The 18,080-nt window shown below is 62.7% G+C and carries 16 protein-coding genes and 2 riboswitches; of the genes, 9 read left to right on the plus strand and 7 right to left on the minus strand.

The window, feature by feature from the left end; translation table 11 throughout:
* Nucleotides 1–97 precede the first annotated feature (97 nt).
* The 3 genes from Q4T40_14845 to Q4T40_14855 all read left to right on the plus strand — a co-directional run bounded on the left by Q4T40_14845 (nt 98) and on the right by Q4T40_14855 (nt 1,780).
* On the plus strand, nt 98–229 hold the full coding sequence (locus Q4T40_14845) for a hypothetical protein (GenBank protein ID MDT8902524.1): 132 nt from the start codon (nt 98–100) through the stop codon (nt 227–229).
* Nucleotides 230–424: 195 nt separating this feature from the next.
* On the plus strand, nt 425–1,420 hold the full coding sequence (gene bioB, locus Q4T40_14850; protein MDT8902525.1) for a biotin synthase BioB: 996 nt from the start codon (nt 425–427) through the stop codon (nt 1,418–1,420).
* 120 nt (nt 1,421–1,540) lie between these two features.
* A complete protein-coding gene (locus tag Q4T40_14855; GenBank protein MDT8902526.1) occupies nt 1,541–1,780 on the plus strand; it encodes a DUF1653 domain-containing protein in 240 nt (79 codons plus the stop codon).
* Here the strand turns inward: Q4T40_14855 and Q4T40_14860 are convergent.
* From Q4T40_14860 to Q4T40_14890, 7 genes are all read right to left on the minus strand, one after another.
* A complete protein-coding gene (locus Q4T40_14860; protein MDT8902527.1) occupies nt 1,756–2,523 on the minus strand; it encodes an FRG domain-containing protein in 768 nt (255 codons plus the stop codon). The genes Q4T40_14855 and Q4T40_14860 overlap by 25 nt on opposite strands.
* Nucleotides 2,524–2,704: 181 nt before the next feature.
* Nucleotides 2,705–3,982 carry an O-acetylhomoserine aminocarboxypropyltransferase/cysteine synthase gene (locus Q4T40_14865; protein MDT8902528.1) on the minus strand — a complete coding sequence of 426 codons (1,278 nt, stop codon included), beginning with the start codon at nt 3,980–3,982 and terminating at the stop codon, nt 2,705–2,707.
* Nucleotides 3,983–4,026: 44 nt separating this feature from the next.
* Nucleotides 4,027–5,232 (minus strand): homoserine O-acetyltransferase, encoded by a 1,206-nt coding sequence (locus Q4T40_14870; protein ID MDT8902529.1) that lies wholly within the window; start codon nt 5,230–5,232, stop codon nt 4,027–4,029.
* A gap of 95 nt (nt 5,233–5,327) precedes the next feature.
* Nucleotides 5,328–5,429, minus strand: a riboswitch (SAM riboswitch).
* 59 nt (nt 5,430–5,488) lie between these two features.
* Nucleotides 5,489–6,919 (minus strand): glucosyl-3-phosphoglycerate synthase, encoded by a 1,431-nt coding sequence (locus Q4T40_14875; GenBank protein MDT8902530.1) that lies wholly within the window; start codon nt 6,917–6,919, stop codon nt 5,489–5,491.
* 148 nt (nt 6,920–7,067) lie between these two features.
* Nucleotides 7,068–7,760, minus strand: coding sequence for an aspartate/glutamate racemase family protein (locus Q4T40_14880; GenBank protein ID MDT8902531.1), 693 nt, complete (start codon nt 7,758–7,760; stop codon nt 7,068–7,070).
* A gap of 128 nt (nt 7,761–7,888) precedes the next feature.
* Entirely contained in the window at nt 7,889–8,710 is an 822-nt protein-coding gene (gene yqeB / locus Q4T40_14885) for a selenium-dependent molybdenum cofactor biosynthesis protein YqeB (protein MDT8902532.1), read from the minus strand.
* A 29-nt stretch (nt 8,711–8,739) separates the two neighbouring features.
* Complete coding sequence (locus tag Q4T40_14890) at nt 8,740–10,065, minus strand: MFS transporter (protein ID MDT8902533.1); 1,326 nt, start codon at nt 10,063–10,065, stop codon at nt 8,740–8,742.
* Nucleotides 10,066–10,411: 346 nt separating this feature from the next.
* Here Q4T40_14890 and Q4T40_14895 point away from each other — a divergent pair, with 346 nt between their 5' ends.
* The 6 genes from Q4T40_14895 to Q4T40_14920 all read left to right on the plus strand — a co-directional run bounded on the left by Q4T40_14895 (nt 10,412) and on the right by Q4T40_14920 (nt 18,057).
* Nucleotides 10,412–11,041, plus strand: coding sequence for a DUF47 family protein (locus Q4T40_14895; protein ID MDT8902534.1), 630 nt, complete (start codon nt 10,412–10,414; stop codon nt 11,039–11,041).
* Nucleotides 11,034–12,029: an anion permease gene (locus Q4T40_14900; protein MDT8902535.1), complete on the plus strand. Its 996-nt coding sequence runs from the start codon at nt 11,034–11,036 to the stop codon at nt 12,027–12,029. The genes Q4T40_14895 and Q4T40_14900 overlap by 8 nt, the downstream gene beginning before the upstream one ends.
* 201 nt (nt 12,030–12,230) lie before the next feature.
* Nucleotides 12,231–12,317, plus strand: a riboswitch (cyclic di-GMP riboswitch).
* A gap of 81 nt (nt 12,318–12,398) precedes the next feature.
* Nucleotides 12,399–14,375, plus strand: a complete 1,977-nt coding sequence (locus Q4T40_14905; protein MDT8902536.1) for a methyl-accepting chemotaxis protein — start codon at nt 12,399–12,401, stop codon at nt 14,373–14,375.
* A gap of 161 nt (nt 14,376–14,536) precedes the next feature.
* Nucleotides 14,537–15,211: a response regulator transcription factor gene (locus tag Q4T40_14910; GenBank protein MDT8902537.1), complete on the plus strand. Its 675-nt coding sequence runs from the start codon at nt 14,537–14,539 to the stop codon at nt 15,209–15,211.
* A 1-nt stretch (nt 15,212) separates the two neighbouring features.
* Nucleotides 15,213–16,469: a HAMP domain-containing sensor histidine kinase gene (locus Q4T40_14915; protein MDT8902538.1), complete on the plus strand. Its 1,257-nt coding sequence runs from the start codon at nt 15,213–15,215 to the stop codon at nt 16,467–16,469.
* A 310-nt stretch (nt 16,470–16,779) separates the two neighbouring features.
* Nucleotides 16,780–18,057: a TolC family protein gene (locus Q4T40_14920; protein MDT8902539.1), complete on the plus strand. Its 1,278-nt coding sequence runs from the start codon at nt 16,780–16,782 to the stop codon at nt 18,055–18,057.
* Nucleotides 18,058–18,080 lie beyond the last annotated feature (23 nt).

Below are 18,080 nucleotides of genomic sequence, written 5' to 3' on the forward strand. Positions count from 1 at the left end.
CTGCCGGACAGCCTCTTTTGTTTTGCGCCGGCCGCCTGAATTTGCCACTAATCGCCGCCGCGCGCCGAGGGCAAAATAGCGGCAAGGAGGTGAGCGAATGGCCAGTTCCAGCAAATCGAACCGCTGCGACAGCAGCTCCGGCAAGAGCCGCTCCGCGGCTTCATCCGACTTCTCCGTCGAAATTTGCCCGTCGTCCTCGTCCAAGAAGAGCAAGGAAAAGTCGAAATAGCTTCCCGGCAAGCCGCGAACAACAGTCGCGGCTTTTCCATTTCACCGCCCGGGGCATATTTTCCCGGCTGCATTTACAAGCCCCGCCCGGAGTAGTATAATACGGTTAGTTAACCGAGATGCAAAACAAGGTTAACGGTTTTTGGCGCCGCATTGTGAACTTATTTTTCATAAGCAGTTGACAAGGAGGCTTTCCATGAGTATCCATACGATCAACGCCCTGGGGGCGAAAGTGTTGAGCGGCGACACGCTGAGCTTTTCCGAGGCGATGGCCCTCACCCGCGTCGACGGGGCCGAGGTGCCGCTGCTGATGGCGATAGCCAACAAGGTCCGCGCCGAGTTCTGCGGCGATGCGGTCGATACCTGCGAAATCGTGAACGCCCGCGCCGGCAACTGTTCGGAGGATTGCCGGTTCTGCGCCCAGTCGGCCCACCACCGCGCGGCCGTCTCGACCCATCCCCTTCTGGACGAGGCGGCGCTGCTGGCGGCGGCGAAAACGGCCGAGCACGACGGGGCGCGGCGTTTTTCGATCGTCACCGCCGGGGCGGGGATGCAGGGAGACGACGATTTCCCCCGCGTACTGGCGGCGGTAAAACGGATCGGACGTGAGACAGGTGTGATTCCCTGTTGTTCGCTGGGGGTGTTGGACGAGGAGCACTTCGCCGCGTTGAAGGCGGCCGGCATCACTCGCTACCACCATAATCTGGAGACGGCGGAAAGCCACTATCCCGCGATTTGCACCACCCACTCCTGGCGGGAGCGGGTGGAAACGGTCAGGCGGGCCAAGGCGGCCGGGCTGGAGGTGTGCTCGGGAGGGATCATCGGCATGGGCGAAAGCTGGCGTCAGCGTGTCGAGCTGGCCTTCACCCTCCGCGAGCTGGATGTAGATTCGGTTCCGGTCAATATTTTGAATCCGGTGCCGGGCACCGCGCTGGAGGGACAGCCGCCGCTGCCGCCGCTGGAAATTTTCCAGACGCTGGCCATTTTCCGTCTCCTCCTCCCCACCAAGTCGATCCGCTACGCCGGCGGCCGGGAGAAGGCACTCGGCGATCTCGTGCCCCTCGGCCTGCTGGCCGGCGTGAACGGCATGCTGATCGGCAATTATCTCACGACCGCCGGCCGCGGCGCCGACCGGGATATAGCCGCCGCCCGCGGTCTCGGTCTGAGACCCTTGTCGTCACGGGACGCCTGATGGATACGGGAAAATCCGCCGCCGAGGCGGGTTTTCTTTTTCATTGCGCCGCTAAAAGGATTTGACTATGGATACGGAAAAAATATAAGGATGATGCTAAAACGGCGGGAGGACTGCGCAATGGACGGAGCAAACGACAGGCCGGTGCCCCAGGGGGTGTACCGGCATTACAAGGGGAACATGTACCGGGTGATAGGCGAGGCAACCCATACCGAGACGATGGAGCGGCTGGTGGTTTACCAGGCGCTGTACGGCGAACGCGGCCTGTGGGTGAGGCCGCGGACGATGTTCCTCGAGAAGGTGACGGTCGCCGGCGAGGAGCAGCCGCGTTTCGCCTATATCGGCGCCGACGGCGCCTGACGGGATTTCACCTTTTTGAAGGCCGCCCGCTTGCGGCGGTCGAGGCCGTGCTCTTTTGTCAGGTACCTGGCCAGACCGTCGATGTCGGGAAAAACGCTGTATTCGTTCAGCCCGGCGAGGTGGAGAAAGGCGCGCGCCTCGTCGACGGCGGCGGCGGGCAGGGGTATCTTGGTGACGCAGTCGGGGCAGATGTCTTCAAGCGGCTTTTCGATGGCGCCGTGGATGGTGAAGTGGCCTTTCTGCGCGAAGATGCGGGGGTTCTGCATGGTGGGGAAGATGGCCAGCGGGTACTGAAGCTTCTTGCCCAGGTACAGCACCTGCTCGTGCTCGTGGTCGTAGTCGACGGCGTCGGACTGCACCAGCAGCCCGTGGCCGGTGGCCTTGTGGTTGAGCGTGTCCGGTTCGAGGACCCATATGCAGGGCCTGTCGGGCGTGCCGCTCAGGGCAAAGTACAGGGCGACGGCGAAGGTGGTCGTCCAGTCGAGGAGGCGTGTGGGGATGCCGGCATGGCGCATCTCGAAAAGGGTTTCGATGGGTTTAAGCGACTGGGTGTTGACGAGCGGTTTGGCGAAGGCGAAGAAGTCGAAAAAGACGTTGCATTCGGTGTAGCGTTTCCGCCTGACCCGAAAGAGGCTGGGCAACAGGGTGAAGCACGAGCTGGGACAGCCGCGGTAGAAGGGGTACGGCACCCCTTTGGTGGCCGTCTGCACGGCCTGCAGGAATTGTTGCCAGGCGTCGCTCATCGTCGTCATCTCCCCACCGGTTATTGTTTCCCGATTTCGCTATATTAGCAATATTTTCCTCTATGCCCCCCTCCCCTCTTCCCCACCTCTCTCTCCCCCGCTCTTCGCGGGTGCGCCGCAGGTGGGCGCTTATCAACGGCCGACACGGAAAGACCCCGCCAAAAAAATGGCGGGGTCTTCGCTATGCTAAGGCTTGGTCCAAATCTTCAATCAAGTCGGCCGGGTCTTCGAGGCCCAGCGACAGGCGGACCATGTCGTCCGGGACGCCGGCGGCGGCCCGTTGCTCGGAGGTGAGCTGGGAGTGGGTGGTGCTGGCCGGATGGATGACGAGCGATTTGGCGTCGCCGACGTTGGCGAGCAGGGAGAAGAGCTTGAGCGTGTCGATGAATTTCCGGCCGGCTTCGAGGCCGCCCTTGATGCCGAAGGTGAGGATGGCGCCCGCGCCTTTGGGCAGATAGCGTTCGGCTTTGGCGCGGTCGGGGTGGCCGGCGAGGCCGGGGTAGCTCACCCAGGCGACCCGGTCGTGCCCGGCGAGGTGTTCGGCGACCGCCAGGGCGTTGTCGCTGTGGCGCCGCATGCGCAGGTGGAGGGTCTCAAACCCCTGGAGGAGGAGGAAGCTGTTGAAGGGGCTGAGGCAGGCTCCCAGGTCGCGGAGAACCTGGGTGCGGAGGCGGGTTATGAACGCCTGCGATCCGAGGGCTTCGGCGTAGCGCAGGCCGTGGTAGCTGGGGTCGGGCTCGCTGAGGAGGGGGAATTTGCCGTTCGCCCAGTCGAAGTTGCCGCCGTCCACGACCAGCCCGCCCATGGAGGTGCCGTGGCCGCCGATGAATTTGGTGGCCGAGTGGACGACGATGTCGGCGCCGAATTCGAATGGCCGGCAGAGGTACGGACTGGTGAAGGTGCTGTCGATAATGAGGGGCAGGCCGGCGGCGTGGGCGGCGTCGGCGACGGCTGCCAGGTCGAGGACGTCGATCTTGGGGTTGCCGATGGTTTCGGCGTATACCGCTTTGGTCGCGGGGGTGACGGCCGCGGCGAAGTTGGCGGGGTCCCGCGGGTCGACGAAGCGGACTTTGACGCCGAGCCTGGGCAGGGTGTAGGCGAACAGGTTGTAGGTGCCGCCGTAGAGGGTGGACGAGCTGACGATTTCATCGCCGGCCTGGGCGATGTTGAGGATGGCGGCGGTGATGGCGGCGTGGCCGGAGGCGAAGGCCAGCGCCCCCACCCCGCCTTCGAGGGCGGCGATGCGTTTTTCGAGCACGTCGGTGGTGGGGTTCATTATCCGCGTGTAGATGTTGCCGCTCTCCTGGAGGGCGAAGAGGCCGGCGGCGTGGGCGCTGTCGCGGAAGTTGTAGGCGGTGGTCTGGTAGATGGGCACCGCCCGCGAGCCGGTGGCGGGGTCGGGCTCCTGGCCGGCGTGGACGGCGAGGCTGTCGAAGCGGAGATCGGCGGGCAAAGTCATTGTAAGTTCCTCCTAGTATGAATTTATATATAGTTTGCCGACTATCAGGGGTAGTTTTCCGCGACGAGGCGGGCGCCGAAATAGGCGAGCCGCGGGGCGCGGAAGATGGACGCCAGCCAGGGCAGGCGCGCCGGCAGGGCGGTGCCGACGAATTCGCGCAGGATGGGCTTTAAGATGTCGAAGTCGATCAGGAAGCCGTCGTGGCCGTGGGGGCTGTCGACTTCGGCGTATTCCGCCCGCACGCCGAGGCTTTTGAGTATCTGGACGAGCTCTACCTGCTGGTAGGCGGGGTAGAGGATGTCGGAGGTCACTCCGGCCACCAGCACCCTGGCTTCGATGCGGGCCAGGGCCGCCCGGTAGGAGGCGTGGCCCATACCCAGGTCGTAGAGGTCGAGGGCCCGCAGCAGGCAGAGGTAGGAGTTGGCGTCGAAGCGCTGCACCAAGCACTTGCCCTGGTAGTCGAGGTAGTTTTCGACCTCGAACTGGTCGTTGCGCGTCCTGCGGGCGAATTTGGCGGCCATGGAAGGCTCGCTCTGGTAGGTTATCATGCCGACGGCGCGGGCGAGCGACAGGCCCTGGACGGGACCGGGGCCGCCGTAGTAGTCGCCGCCCTGCCATGCGGGGTCGAGCACCACGGCCTGGCGGCCGACGCGGTTGTAGGCGATGGCCTGAGCCGAGGCGTAGCCTGGCGCGGCGAGCGCGGCGACGGCGTCGGCGAAGCCGGGGTAGGTGACCGCCCACTCCAGTGCCTGGGCGCCGCCCATCGAGCCGCCGATGACGAGGGAGAGGCGGTTGATGCCCAGGGTTTCGAGCAGCCGTTTCTGTACGCGGACCATGTCGCGGATGGTCACTTCGGGGAAGGAGGCGCCGTAGGGCCGGCCGGTGGCAGGATCGGGCGAGGCGGGACCGGTGGTGCCCTGGCAGCCGCCGAGGACGTTGGCGCAGATGACAAAGAAACGGTCGGTGTCGATGGGCCGGCCGGGACCGACGAGGAGGTCCCACCACCCTTCCTCGTCCTGGTCGTTGTGGGCGGCGCAGTGGCTGTCGCCTGTCAGGGCGTGGCAGACGAGAACGGCGTTGTCCCGGTCGGGGGCAAACGTTCCGTAGGTTTCGTAGGCCACTGTCACTTCGCTGAGAACGCCGCCGCGTATCAGTTCGAACGGTCGCTCCGGCGCGGCGACGACGGCGAATTCCATGTATGGCCGGTATTTGACGCCGGGAAAAAAGGTTTCAGGGTAGCGTGTCTGCATCTTGAACCCTCCGTTGCTGCGTGTAGTGGATGATGAGGGAAAAACAAAAAACTCCTTCCCGAGGAAAGGAGTAAACGACATAAGCGCAACCTTCCCTCTCATCTGTCAGGCAATGCCTGCTGGAATTGGCACCTTGCGCCGTAGCGCCGGTTGCCGTGGTGTCATCGGGCCAGTCCCTCGACCACTCTTGATAAGAGAAAGAGTATTAAATTGGCTTAATGATAGCACGCAGCCAAGACGGTGTCAATATTTTTTATCAGCTTTTTCCGTATTCGCGCCAGATGGTCGCGAAGCGTTTGCTGCCGATTTCGAAGTGGCCCTGAGATGAGTAAACCCGCCGCAGGAGGTTTTCGCGGCGGCCGGAACCGCCTGCGAACTCGCCCAGCACCTGAAGGATCTGGAAGGCCATTTCGCTGAGGCCGGCGACGTCCTTGGAGCGATGGATGACTTCGCCGAGGTTGACCTGGCAGGTTGACCAGAGGCCGGCGGCTTGTACTTCCTGGATGAGCATCGCCACTTCGACGCCGTAGTTGGCGGGGATGCGCATCTTCAGCAGGTCCTCGCGGTAGATGGCCACCGTGCCGGCGAGCGGCTGGATATAGCCGGACAGGAGCGGCATGTAGGTGTTGAACCACGGCCGGGCGAGGATTTCCGTGACCCGTCCGCCGCCCAGCTCCAGGCCGGACGCCTCGACCCGCACCGGCCGCGTGAAGTAGCCCTTGACGTAGCGGATGTCGGGATGGGTGAGGATGGGGCCGAGCAGCCCGTAGAAGAAGCGCGGGGTGATGCTTTCGATGTCGGTGTCCACCCAGGCGAGGATGTCGGCGTCGGTGACGAAGGCGCTTTTGAACATTGCCTCACCTTTGCCGCGGTAGCTGCCGAGCTCGGGGGCGATCTCGGGGTGGAGGTAGACGGGGATGCCGTAGGATTTGGCGACCGCCACGGTGTTGTCGGTCGAGGCCGAGTCGACGAGGATGACTTCGTCGGCCAGCCCGGCGGCCTTGACTTCAAGGGCCGTTTCGATAACCTGGCCGACCGTCCGTTCTTCGTTGAGGCTGGGGAGGATTATGGCCACCTTCTGGCCCTGTTTGCTTTTGCCGCCGCGCATCACGGCCGGCAGGGAAAAGTCGCCGGCGTCATAGGTTCTTTCCCGCACCCAGCGGTAGATCTCGTCGCCGGCGGCGAATTCCAGGTCCGTAAACGGACCGCGGACGATGGTCACGCTCCCCTGGTACACTTCTTTGATAGCGTTGTAGAAGGGCATTACCTCCGAATCGGCCAGGGGCGCGCCGAAGAACAGCATGCCATGGTCGGCGCCGACGGCCTTGACGAGGTCGATGACCGTCGCTTCGCGGCGCCAGTTGATGTTGACGTTGTCGAACATGTCGTGGGCGCGGGCCACCACCGAGGAGAGGAAAATATCCTCAAGCTGGGGCAGTTTTTCTTCGAGGTGCAATACCCTAAGCTGGGTAACGCCGGCGCTTTCCAGCACGTCAAGGACGGCGCAGGCGTTGATGCCGCCGCGCAGCACGGCCGCCGCCGGCCCGTCCACCCAGCCGTCGGTCAGGACGACGATGTCGTCGCGGTCTTCATAGAGGCTGCCCCGGTCGGCGAAGCCGCGGACGACAATCCGGCAACCGGCCTCCGAAGGCCGTCTTTCCGGCCAATAAGGTCGTTCTGTTTTCATACCGTCCCCCCTTCCCCTGTCGCAAGAAAGAAAAAGCCTGTCGTTGACAGACTGTACCATAATCAACTTGTATATTTTTCTTGGTTTGATTATATCTTATTCGCCCGCCGGCGGACAACCCCTATAAGCGAAAATATTCCAGCAGGCGTCAGGCGAGCGCAAGTTCGACCGCCCGCCGGGCGTGGATGCGGGTGGTATCAAACAGCGGAAGATCGCTGTCGTCCTGGTCGATGAGCAGGGGTATTTCGGTGCAGCCAAGGATGACGCCCTGTGCGCCGGCGGCGGCCAAACGGCCGATTATCTCGCGGAAGCGCTGCCGGGAATCGGGGTTTACAACCCCCAGCACGAGTTCCCGGTAGATAACGTCATGGATAATTTCGCGGTCGGCGGCGTCGGGGATGATGACGTCGATGCCGTGTTTTTCCCTGAGGCGGGTGCGATAGAAATCGCCCTCCATGGTGAAGCGGGTGCCGAGCAGGCCGATCTTGCCTAACCCCCGGGCTTTGATTTCTTCGGCCGTGGCGTCGGCGATATGGAGCAGCGGAACATCGACCCGGCGGGTGATGTCGTCCGCCAGCTTGTGCATGGTGTTGGCGCAGATGACGAGCAGTTCCGCCCCGCCCCGCTCTAGCCGTTCGGCGGCGTCGGCCATAAGCGCGCCGAGCTTGTCCCACTCGCCCTGGTGCTGCAGGGCGGCGACGGCGGCGAAGTCGACAGAATACATCAGGCACTTACAGGAATGGAGCCCGCCCAGTCTTTCCTTTATTTCCTCGTTGACGATCCGATAGTACAGCAGCGACGATTCCCAGCTCAGGCCGCCGATCAGGCCGATGGTTTTCATGCCCGCACCTCCGTGGCGTTTTTCGTTGTCACCAGCTTACCGGAAAAGCGCGGCGCTGTATATAGCCAATCGCGCGGCCGACGGGATTAATTGGTATTGCTGAGGTTGCGGGAATATATAGGCCATGGTCAATGGCAGCGGCATGTCCGGGCGGCGAGCAGCGCTTCAAGGACGCCGCCGCCGACCGCCCGCGCTTTGTCGGAGATGGTGAAGCAGTGTTCGGGCCGGCCGCGGGGGTCGATGTCGCCGATCTTCTGGCCGGCGGCGACTGCCAGGCCGTCGTGGATGAGGCCGCGCAGTACGCCGCCGATGACGGCGGGAACGGGCAGGCCGCCCACATGGCCGACCGTCTCGCCGGCGGCGACGGTGTCGCCGATGGCCCGCGCCGCCCGGAAGGCGCCGGCCGCGGGAGCGCGCAGCAGCCGCTCGAGGCCGTAGCCGTCGATAAGTCCCGGAACGCCGGTGTCCGGCAGGGCCTCGCCGTGGTCGATCACTCTGCCGAGGTAGTGGCCGCGGGCCGTTTCGACGACATAGCCGGCGTCCCGGCCGGCGGCGAACCCCGGGCCGAGGCCGACGACCACCGGCGCGTCGTCCAGGCGGGTGCCGGTGTTGCGTTTGGCGAGGATGGCGTCGACCACCGCCCACGGCCGGATCGCTTTCACGATATCGCCCCCAGGGTCGACGACGACGGCGATAAGCCCCCGGCAGGCCGCGGCTACCGCGTCCGCGGGCTCGGTCCTGACCGCCGTCACCCCTTCGACGGTCGCGCGCCCGTTGAACACGGCGGCGGCGAAGGCGACCGGCAGCCGGATGACGGTTGGCTGCGCCAGTTCGGTCATAACGACGGCAAAGCCGCTGCGGAAGAGGCGGTGGGCTACGCCGGTGGCCAGGTCGCCGGCGCCTTTGATTACGATGAGGCGGTTTTCCTTGTCCAAATTCAATGCGGTCACCTTGCTTCCTTACTGGTGGCGGTCGGCCTTCAGCGGTTTAGTTCGTCGAGCGATTTGCGCATCGTCTCTTCGCCGAGAACGAATACGTTGAGGGCGGTGATGACGAGCACGGCGGTGAATAGGGTGAAGACGAGGGCAAACTTGTCGGGGCCGGTCATTATCCAGCCGACAACGCTGGGGGCGAAAATGCCGCCGACGCGGCCGAAGGCGGCCGCGAAGCCTACGCCGCTGGCGCGGGCGTGGGTAGGGTAGAGTTCGGGAGAGTAGGTGTAGACGACGCCCCAGGCACCGAGGTTGAAGAAGGACAGCAGGCAGCCGTAGACGAGAATCTCTGTGCCTGTTTTGGCGATGCCGAAGAAGTAGGCGCAGACGGCGCAGGCGGCCAGGAAGGAGGAAAGCGTCGGTTTGCGGCCGATGCGGTCGACGAGGTAGGCGGCGGTGAAGTAGCCAGGTATCTGGGCGAGCGTCATCCACAAGACGTATTCGAACGATCGGATGAGGGTGTGGCCGCTCTTGACGAGCAGGGACGGCAGCCATGTGAAGATGCCGTAGTAGGAGAAGACGATGCCGAACCACAGTATCCAGAGACAGACCGTCCGGCGCAGATATTGCCCTTTCCACAGGTCGGCGAACGCGAATTGGGGCTTGGGGGCGGCAATTTCGGCGGCGCTGGGCGGCTCGCCCACCGGCACGCCCAGTTCGCGCTCGATGGCGGCGACTTGCTCGTGAGCTTCCTGATAACGGCCTTTGTCTATGAGGTAGAGGACCGATTCGGGGACCATCCTCCACAGCGCGAATACCAATATCGCCGGCAGGGAACCGATATAGAAGGCTATCTGCCAGCCGTGCCGGGGAATAATATAATAGGCGATGACGGCTGCGGCCAGCCAACCGAAGGCCCAGGCGCTTTCGAGCAGCACGATCATGCGGCCGCGATGGCGGGCGGGCGAGTATTCGCTGACGAGGGTGACGGCCACGGGTAGCTGGCCGCCGACGCCGAAGCCGACGAGGAAGCGGAAAAAGAGCAGCGATTCGTAGCTCCAGGCGAGGCCGCACAGGCCGGTAGCCACGCTGTAGACGACGAGGGTGGCGGCGAACAGTTTCTTGCGCCCCATCATGTCGGCCAGCCGCCCTGACAGCGCCGCCCCGCAGGCCATGCCCACAAGGCCGATGCTGCCGATGTAGCCGACCTGAGCCGAGGTGAGGCCCCAGGTTTCGATCATTTTCGCGAGCACGAAGGCGACGATGCCGGTGTCCATCGAGTCGAACGCCCAGCCAAGCATCGTAAGGATGAGCAGCCGCCAGTGGAACTTACCCAGCGGCAGGTTGCTTAGCCGGTCTGATACGCTTGCCATGTCTCTAACTGCCCCCCATATTACTTCCGTCCGCGCCGCGCCGGAAACGAAGCAGCGCAAAAACAGCCGCAACGGAGTCTTTGCGCCAAATAATGCCTGTCGCTATTTCCGGTCCGGCGGGTACACTAAGCCGGGAGAGAGGATTGCTCTTCCCGTGCGCCTCCGGCGCCCGATCTTAAATAAAATTCGCCGCCTGGGAGGGATATCCTTTTTCGGCGGAACGCGGGCGACACGGCGGAAGTCCATATTTTTCCGATTATTCCGCCTTCCTGTGGTACCCTTATATTGTCCACATGTATATGCTATAATCAAAGTGGTCAAGAATCTTCCGGGGAGGGAACGTACCGTGGCCTTTCGTCTCAAGCCAAAGGAAGAAAAGTTTTTCGAGTTTCTGGCCGACCATGCCGCGCTGGCTAAAAAGGCAAGCGACACGATGGTAATGGCGTTCGAGGAGCAGGACAGGCTGGGCGAGATCCTGTCGGAAGTGGAAAGCCTCGAGGCAGAGGCCGACAAGCTCGAGGAAAAGATTCTCAAAAAGCTCCATAAAACGTTTATCACCCCCTTTGACCGCGAGGACATCTTCACGCTCGCCCAGAAGCTGGACGACCTGGTTGACGCAATGAAAGGCATTGTCGACAAGATGCACATGTACAATGTCGGCGTCGCTTCGCCCGAGGTCCGCGAGCTGGTCGCCCTCGTCCATACCAGCATCACCCAGGTGGTCAAATGCATCAATTACCTGGGCGAACTGAAGAAGCAGCATCTGAAGCTGGAAGCCCGCTGCAACCGGATAGTATCCCTGGAATCGGAGGGCGACGTCCTCTACCGCCGGGAGATGGCCAAGCTCTTCCGCGAGGGCTGCGACCCGATCGAGATAATCAAATGGAAAGAAATCCTCACCAGCCTGGAAGACACCCTCGACATTTGCGAAGACATCACCCAGCTTCTGAAAAGGGTAGTGCTCAAATATGCCTGATTTGTGGTGGCTTTATGCCGTAGTGGTTTTCGCCCTGGCCTTCGATTATATCAACGGCTTCCACGACACCGCCAACGCCATCGCGACGTCGGTGTCGACGCGGGCGCTGGCCCCGCATCACGCCGTCTGGCTGGCTGCCGGCCTGAACTTCCTCGGCGCTCTCCTGAGCACCGGGGTGGCCAAAACCATTGGCGGCGACATCGTCAAGTCGGCTCAGCTTATCGATCAGCCGGTTATCATCGCCGCGCTGATCGGGGCGATCTTCTGGAACCTTCTCACCTGGTGGCTGGGTATCCCGTCGAGTTCGTCCCACGCGCTGATCGGCGGCGTTATGGGCGCGGTGATCGCCGGCCGAGGCCTCTACGCCCTCAAGCTGGCGGGCATCCAGAAAATTGTTCTGTCCCTGATCCTGTCGCCCGTTATCGCCCTTGTCACCGGCTATTTCGTGATGATTATCCTGCTGTGGGTGTTCGGCCGCCTGGGTCCCGGCATGCTCAACACCGGCTTTAAGCGGATGCAGCTGCTGTCGGCCAGCCTGATGGCCTTTTCCCACGGCTCCAATGACGCCCAGAAGGCGATGGGCATCATCACCCTCTCGTTGCTGGCCGCCGGCCAGATCCCCACCTTGGAGGTGCCGACCTGGGTCAAGCTGTCCTGCGCCATGGCCATGGGTTTCGGCACGGCGGCGGGCGGCTGGAAGATCATCAAGACGATGGGTACGCGTATCTTCCGCATGGAGCCGATCAACGGCTTTGCCGCCGACCTGAACTCAGCCCTCGTCATTTTCGGCGCCACCTTCCTGCATCTGCCGGTCAGCACGACCCATGTAGTATCCGGCTCGATTATGGGCGTGGGGTCGGCCCAACGGGTGACGGCGGTGCGCTGGACGACAGCCCGGCAGATGGTCTTCGCCTGGGTGCTCACCATTCCGGCCAGCGGCGTAACCAGCGCCCTGACCTATTACCTTTACAAGCTGCTGTTCCTGTAGCGGGCAAGCGGCCGACAACCGATGAAGTACTGAGAGGGTATCGCAAGATACTCTTTTTAAGTTTGTCCCGGCGCCGGTGCGCCGGGAAGGCATGTACGCACTAAGCTTTGCTGGCAAACATTCCGTTTCTTGACAATATACGACAATAGATTATAAAATATTTATGTTGCTTCTTTTTCCCGAACAGATATGCGCGACAACTTCATATTGTGGCAAACTTGCCGAAAGGCAAGGACGCAAAGCCATGGGTCTACGGGCATGATTGCCTATGATCGCCAGGCTGCCGTGCCAATGTAGTACTAAACGGCACGACCAGTTTTTTTTATTTTGGCGGCCAGAAACTGATTAAGCGGACGAAAGGTTGAAGCGATGATGAAGAGTTTGCAGACAAAACTGACGGCGGTTATCTTGATTATTTTTCTCGTAGCTTTGGGAGCGCTGGCTGGCTTTAACTACTCGAAGGCACGGGCGATCATACTGGCCGATGTGAATGAAACCCTTTTGAAAACGGCTGACGATTCCGCCGGGATTCTCGGCGAATGGCTGCAGGCCCGTCAGGCGGAGATCACCGCCATGTCGGTGGCACCGGTAATCCGTAGCGGCAATAAGGAGGCGATCCTGCCTTATCTGGTCAATGTTGCCAAGGAGAGGCCCTTCTATGACGCTGTTTGCTACGCCGATGTGAACGGCAATTTTATCACCTCGCTGGATAAGAAGGGCTCGATTGCCGAGCGCCCTTATTTCCAGCGGGCGGTGCGGGGAGAAACGAATTTATCCGATCCGGTGATATCCAAAACAACCGGCCATCTTATCGCGCCGATGGCTGTTCCGGTCAAGGTTGACGGGAAGGTTGTCGGGGTGGTGTACGGCACGATCGATCTGGGCATTCTTTCGAAAAAGGTGCTTGCGATCAAAGTCGGCGAGACGGGGTACGCCTTGGTGGCGCAAAAGGACGGTCTGACGATTATCCACCCCAGCAAGGATGTGGCCATGAAGGCCAACCCGCTCAAAGACGCCAACGCTGACGCCGGACGGAAGATGATTACCGAACGGATGGTCAGCGGCGACAAGGGCTTGGCCGTATTTACGGCCATGGGTGTCGAGAGGTTTTACGCATACGCTCCCATCCCCGGCTCGAACTGGGCGCTGGCGGTAACCGTACCGGTGGGGGAAGTTACCGAAAAGCTTTCGTCGCTGACGGTCATCTCCCTGGTCACCATCATGGTGGTGCTGGTGCTGGCCGCCATCGCGATCGCCATATATTCCCGGCGGCTCGTCGGCCCTCTCCGGAAGATGGTGGCTTATAGCGAGGAGATTGCCAACGGCGATCTCAGAGAACACCAGCGGACGGTTATGTCGAACGATGAGATTGGGCACCTGGCGGAAACGCTCGTGGGGATGCGCAGCCATCTGCGGGCCCTGATCGAGAAGGTAAGGGCGTCTACCGATCAGGTGGCGGCATCGTCCGAGGAACTTACCGCCAGCGCGGAACAGTCGTCCCAGGCAGCCGGCCAGATCTGCGGCGTGATCGGCGAGGTGGCAGGCGGGGCGGAAAAACAGCTCAAGGCTGTGGAAGCGACTGCGTCTATAGTCGAAGAGATGTCAGCCGGCATCAAGCAGATCGCCGCAAACGCCAACACTGTCGCCAACACCGCGGCCGACTCGGCCGAAACCGCCCGCCAGGGCAGCCAGGCGGTGGAAAACGCCGTCAATCAGATGGAGAAGATCGAAGACACTGTCGTCCGTTCAGCCAAGGTGGTCAGCAAGTTGGGGGAACGGTCGAAAGAAATCGGCACCATCGTCGACACCATCGCCGGCATTGCCGGACAAACCAATCTTCTCGCCTTGAACGCGGCTATCGAGGCCGCCCGTGCCGGGGAACAGGGCCGCGGCTTCGCGGTGGTCGCCGAGGAAGTGCGCAAGCTCGCCGAGCAGTCGCACGGGGCGGCCAAGCAGATCGCCAGTCTGATCGGCGAGATTCAGCAGGATACCGATAGCGCCGTGGTGGCTATGAACGCTGGAACCGACGAAGTGCACGTGGGCTCGGAGGTCGTCCAGGAGGCCGGAAATACTTTCCAGACTATTTTCGCGGCGTTCAGCAGCGTCAGCGAGCAAATCCGGGAAATCTCGGGAGCGATCGAAGAGCTGTCCGGGGGCAGCCAACGGATCGTGTCTGCCATGCAGGCCATCGACACCGTGTCCAAAGAGACGGTCGCGCAGGTCCAGTCGGTGTCGGCAGCCTCCGAGGAACAGACGGCTACAATGGAGGAGATAGCGGCTTCCAGCCAAGCGCTGGCTAAGATGGCCGAAGAACTGACACAGGCGATCAACAGGTTCAGGATATAAAGGCAGTACACCAGGCTCTGCGATAATCGCAGGGCCTTTTTTTGTCCGGTGGCGAAAGAGAAAAGCAGTTTTCCGGGGAACTTTACGGCGATATTATGCTTCCCATAGCGGCAATAATATGGGTGAAGCCGAGAACGGCTAGCAACGGCGGAGGTGGGCCGATGAGAATCCTGGTGGTGGAAGATGACGCCCCTCTGCGGGAGGCGATCGTGGCTGTGCTGAAAGAGGACGATTACGCGGTCGACGAGGCGGGCGACGGGGACGAGGGTCTTTATCACGCCCGGCAGGGAGTTTACGACCTGGTCATCCTCGACGTGATGCTGCCGGGTATTGGCGGGCTCGATATCGTACGGCGGCTGAGAGCGGACGGCGACCGAACGCCGATCATGCTGCTGACCGCCCGGGACAGCGTCGCCGACAAGGTGGCGGGGCTGGATTCGGGTGCGGACGATTACCTGGTGAAACCGTTCGCCGTTCCCGAGCTGCTCGCCCGGATCAAGGCCCTGCTGCGCCGCGGCGGGCCGGTGAGCGCCGACGGGGAACTCTATTACGGCGGCATCGCCGCCAGCCCGAAGGCGAAGGATGCCTTTGTGGACGGCGCCGCTCTCCACCTCACCGCCAAGGAATACGAGCTGCTGGAGTTCCTGGTCATCAACCGTGAACAGATTCTCACCCGCGAGCAGATCTTCGATCGCGTGTGGGGCGTCGAGTCGGAAACCACCCACGGCATCGTCGACCTCTACATCCATTACTTGCGCAAGAAACTCGCCCCGTTCGGCCGCGATGCCGTCATCCAGACGGTCCGCGGTGCGGGTTTCATGCTTAAGCTTAAGTAACATGTTCCGGAAAACGCTCCGCAGACTAACTGTCATCAATTCGCTCGTGTTTTTCCTCGTCCTGGTATGGTTCGGCGGTTCGCTGTACGGCTTTGTGGCCTACCAGCTCTTCGACGAGGTCGACGGCGCAATGCGCGACAGGCTGGAGGCTTTCCGCGTTACCGGCGGACGCCCCGCCATGGTATTCAGCCGCCCGGTCGCTTTCGACCCGCGGATTTTCCTGTTTGTCCGCGACGCCGGCGGCCAGGTGGCAAATTTCTATCCGGTGGACAATATCGAGGCCGTGAGGTCGGTGGCGGCGGGAGCCAGGCCGGGCAAGCCCCAGATGCAGAAAGCGGGCGGCCACATCTACCGCTCCCTGTCGGCGCCCTACCTTGGCGGGGGCGGGGCGCTGGCGCGGCCGGAGGGGGCGTTCGCTGTCAAGGACGTGGTGGCGGTGGCGATCGTCGATTCGGAAACGGCGATGCTACGCCGGCTGCTGATTATTATCCTCGCCGCGACCGCCGCCGGGATGCTGGCGGCGGTGGTGGCCGGCTACTTCCTGGCCGGACGGGCGCTGGTGCCTGTACGATCGGCGTGGGAAAAACAGCAGCAGTTCGTCGCCGACGCCTCCCACGAGCTGCGGACGCCGCTGGCGGTGGTCAGGACCAACGCCGAGCTACTCCTTCGCTACCCCGACCGCACCATCCAGGAGGAGAGTGTGCGCATTACCAGCGTTGTACGCGAGACCAACCGCATGAGCAGGCTGGTGGCCACGCTGCTCACGCTCGCCAGGGCCGACACGGGCCAGCCGGAGCTTGTGACCGAGGAGGTCCGGCTCTGCGATCTCGCGAGCGCCGCGGCCGGGCAGTTCAGGCCGCTGGCCGCACAGAAAGGGGTGGCAATCGGTGTGACAGCCGAGGATAACGTGCTGCTGGCCGCCGACCGGGAAAGGCTCCAGCAGTTGCTTGTCATCCTGCTCGACAACGCGGTGAAGTACACCCCGGCGGGCGGCAGTGTGTCGCTAACCTGCCGTCGGCAGGCAGGGCAGGCCATCCTTACCGTCGCGGACACCGGCGTCGGCATCCCGCCTGAGGATGTGCCGCGGATTTTCGACCGGTTTTTCCGCGGCGACCGGGCCCGCTCGCGCGGCGAGGGCGGCGCCGGACTGGGGCTGGCGATCGCCCGCTGGATCGTGGAAAGCCACGGCGGCAAGATACGGGCCGAGAGCGTGGTGGGCGCGGGGACGAAGATTATCGTGACCCTGCCGGTGAAGTGAGGTAATGAATATTTTTGTGGCGTAGGCCGCAACCGCTGTTTGCGCGTAGTCATAAACGTTTCTACTCGCAAGGCCGTTTAGAAAGCCCCAGATGCAAGGCGCACCGGAGGATGGCACCGGAAGCGTACACGAACGTACGCTGAGGATGACATCCGAGGAGCAACGCCGCAGATGGGGCTTTATCAACGGCCTTGCCCGGTTTCCCCGCTATTTTCCACCCTTTATCTAAAGAAAAACTAAAACTGGTCGGCTAAAATTGCCCTGTATGTTGCCGCGTCACCTACATCAGCAAAAACAGGGGGGAATGGATATGCCGTCCCGTTACAAGAACCGATCCGCCGCAGCCCTGCTTGCCGCCGTTCTGATGCTGAACGCGCCGGCGGCGCTGGCTGCGCCCCAGGAGCTGGCCCTCAAGGACAGCATCGCCGCCGCCGTAAGCAATAACCCCGCCCTCAAGATGGCGGACGCCGACAAGGAGCGCGCCGCATGGGGAGTGGACGAGGCCGCGGCCGGCCGCTGGCCGACGTTGTCGCTCGGCAGCACCTACAGCCGCCAGCCGGACTCCGGCCGCGCGCCGGCCAGCGAAGGGGTGAGCAATAGCCTGAGGCTCAACTGGCAGCTGTATAACGGCGGCCGGACCGCCGGTCTGGTCGACCAGGCGGAGGAAGGCCTGAGAAGCGCCGCCCTCGGCGTGACCAAGGCCGAGCAACAGGTGAGGCTGGACGCCGCTGCGGCGTATTTCGCCGTCCTGCAGAACAAGAATCTCGTGGCGGTCAACGAGGAGTCGGTCGAGAATCTGCGACAGCATCTGAAAACCGCCCAGGCGAAGTTCGACGTCGGGCTGGTGGCCAAAGCTGACATTCTCCGCTCGGAGGTAGAGCTGGCCAACGCCGAGCAGAACCTTATCAAGAGCAAGAACAGCTACGAGCTGGCCCTCGCCAGCCTGAAGAACGTGATGAGCATGGATCCGGCCGCCGAGATCGCGCTCACGGACGCGCTTAAGTACGAGAAGTACGGGAAGACGCTCGACGAAAGCGTCGCCATTGCCCGTGAAAACCGGCCGGAGATCCAGCAGGCGGCAGCCGGGGTTAATATGGCGACAAGCGGCGTGAAGGTGGCCGAGAGCGGCAACCTGCCGACCGTGACCTTCGGCGCGTCCAAAGGCTGGAACGATTCCGCCCTGCCCGACAGCGGCGGCGACTGGACAGTGAGCCTGACCGCCAACTGGAACGTGTTCGACGCCGGGGTAACGAAGGCCAAGGTCCGCCAGGCCGATGCCGGGCTGAGCAAGGCCAGGGAGCAGGCCCGCCAGACGGAAGACGCCGTCGAGCTTGAGGTCCGCCAGCAGTACCTGTCGATGCAGGAGGCGGAAAAGCGGCTCGACACGACCGAGGTGGCGATCGCCAAGGCTGAAGAGGATCTCGGCATCGCTCGCGAGAAGTATGACGCCGGCGTGGGCACCAACATCGACGTCATCGATGCCCAGTTGGCCCTCGCGCAGGCCCGGACCAACTACTACCAGGCGCTGTACGATTTCAACGTCAGCAAGGCGAAACTGACCAGGGCCGTCGGCCTGCCGGTCGAGTAGCGCGACAATATAGCGGAGGTGCC

The sequence above is a fragment of the Selenomonadales bacterium 4137-cl genome (assembly GCA_032334055.1).
GTDB lineage: Bacteria > Bacillota > Negativicutes > Sporomusales > UBA7701 > Anaeroselena > Anaeroselena agilis.

Bases quoted from the DNA above. Each gene is read 5' to 3' on its own strand.
- Q4T40_14845 (MDT8902524.1), top strand. From the start codon at position 98: ATGGCCAGTTCCAGCAAATCGAACCGCTGCGACAGCAGCTCCGGCAAG.
- bioB (MDT8902525.1), top strand. From the start codon at position 425: ATGAGTATCCATACGATCAACGCCCTGGGGGCGAAAGTGTTGAGCGGC.
- Q4T40_14855 (MDT8902526.1), top strand. From the start codon at position 1,541: ATGGACGGAGCAAACGACAGGCCGGTGCCCCAGGGGGTGTACCGGCAT.
- Q4T40_14860 (MDT8902527.1), bottom strand. From the start codon at position 2,523: ATGAGCGACGCCTGGCAACAATTCCTGCAGGCCGTGCAGACGGCCACC.
- Q4T40_14865 (MDT8902528.1), bottom strand. From the start codon at position 3,982: ATGACTTTGCCCGCCGATCTCCGCTTCGACAGCCTCGCCGTCCACGCC.
- Q4T40_14870 (MDT8902529.1), bottom strand. From the start codon at position 5,232: ATGCAGACACGCTACCCTGAAACCTTTTTTCCCGGCGTCAAATACCGG.
- Q4T40_14875 (MDT8902530.1), bottom strand. From the start codon at position 6,919: ATGAAAACAGAACGACCTTATTGGCCGGAAAGACGGCCTTCGGAGGCC.
- Q4T40_14880 (MDT8902531.1), bottom strand. From the start codon at position 7,760: ATGAAAACCATCGGCCTGATCGGCGGCCTGAGCTGGGAATCGTCGCTG.
- Q4T40_14890 (MDT8902533.1), bottom strand. From the start codon at position 10,065: ATGGCAAGCGTATCAGACCGGCTAAGCAACCTGCCGCTGGGTAAGTTC.
- Q4T40_14900 (MDT8902535.1), top strand. From the start codon at position 11,034: ATGCCTGATTTGTGGTGGCTTTATGCCGTAGTGGTTTTCGCCCTGGCC.
- Q4T40_14905 (MDT8902536.1), top strand. From the start codon at position 12,399: ATGATGAAGAGTTTGCAGACAAAACTGACGGCGGTTATCTTGATTATT.
- Q4T40_14910 (MDT8902537.1), top strand. From the start codon at position 14,537: ATGAGAATCCTGGTGGTGGAAGATGACGCCCCTCTGCGGGAGGCGATC.
- Q4T40_14915 (MDT8902538.1), top strand. From the start codon at position 15,213: ATGTTCCGGAAAACGCTCCGCAGACTAACTGTCATCAATTCGCTCGTG.
- Q4T40_14920 (MDT8902539.1), top strand. From the start codon at position 16,780: ATGCCGTCCCGTTACAAGAACCGATCCGCCGCAGCCCTGCTTGCCGCC.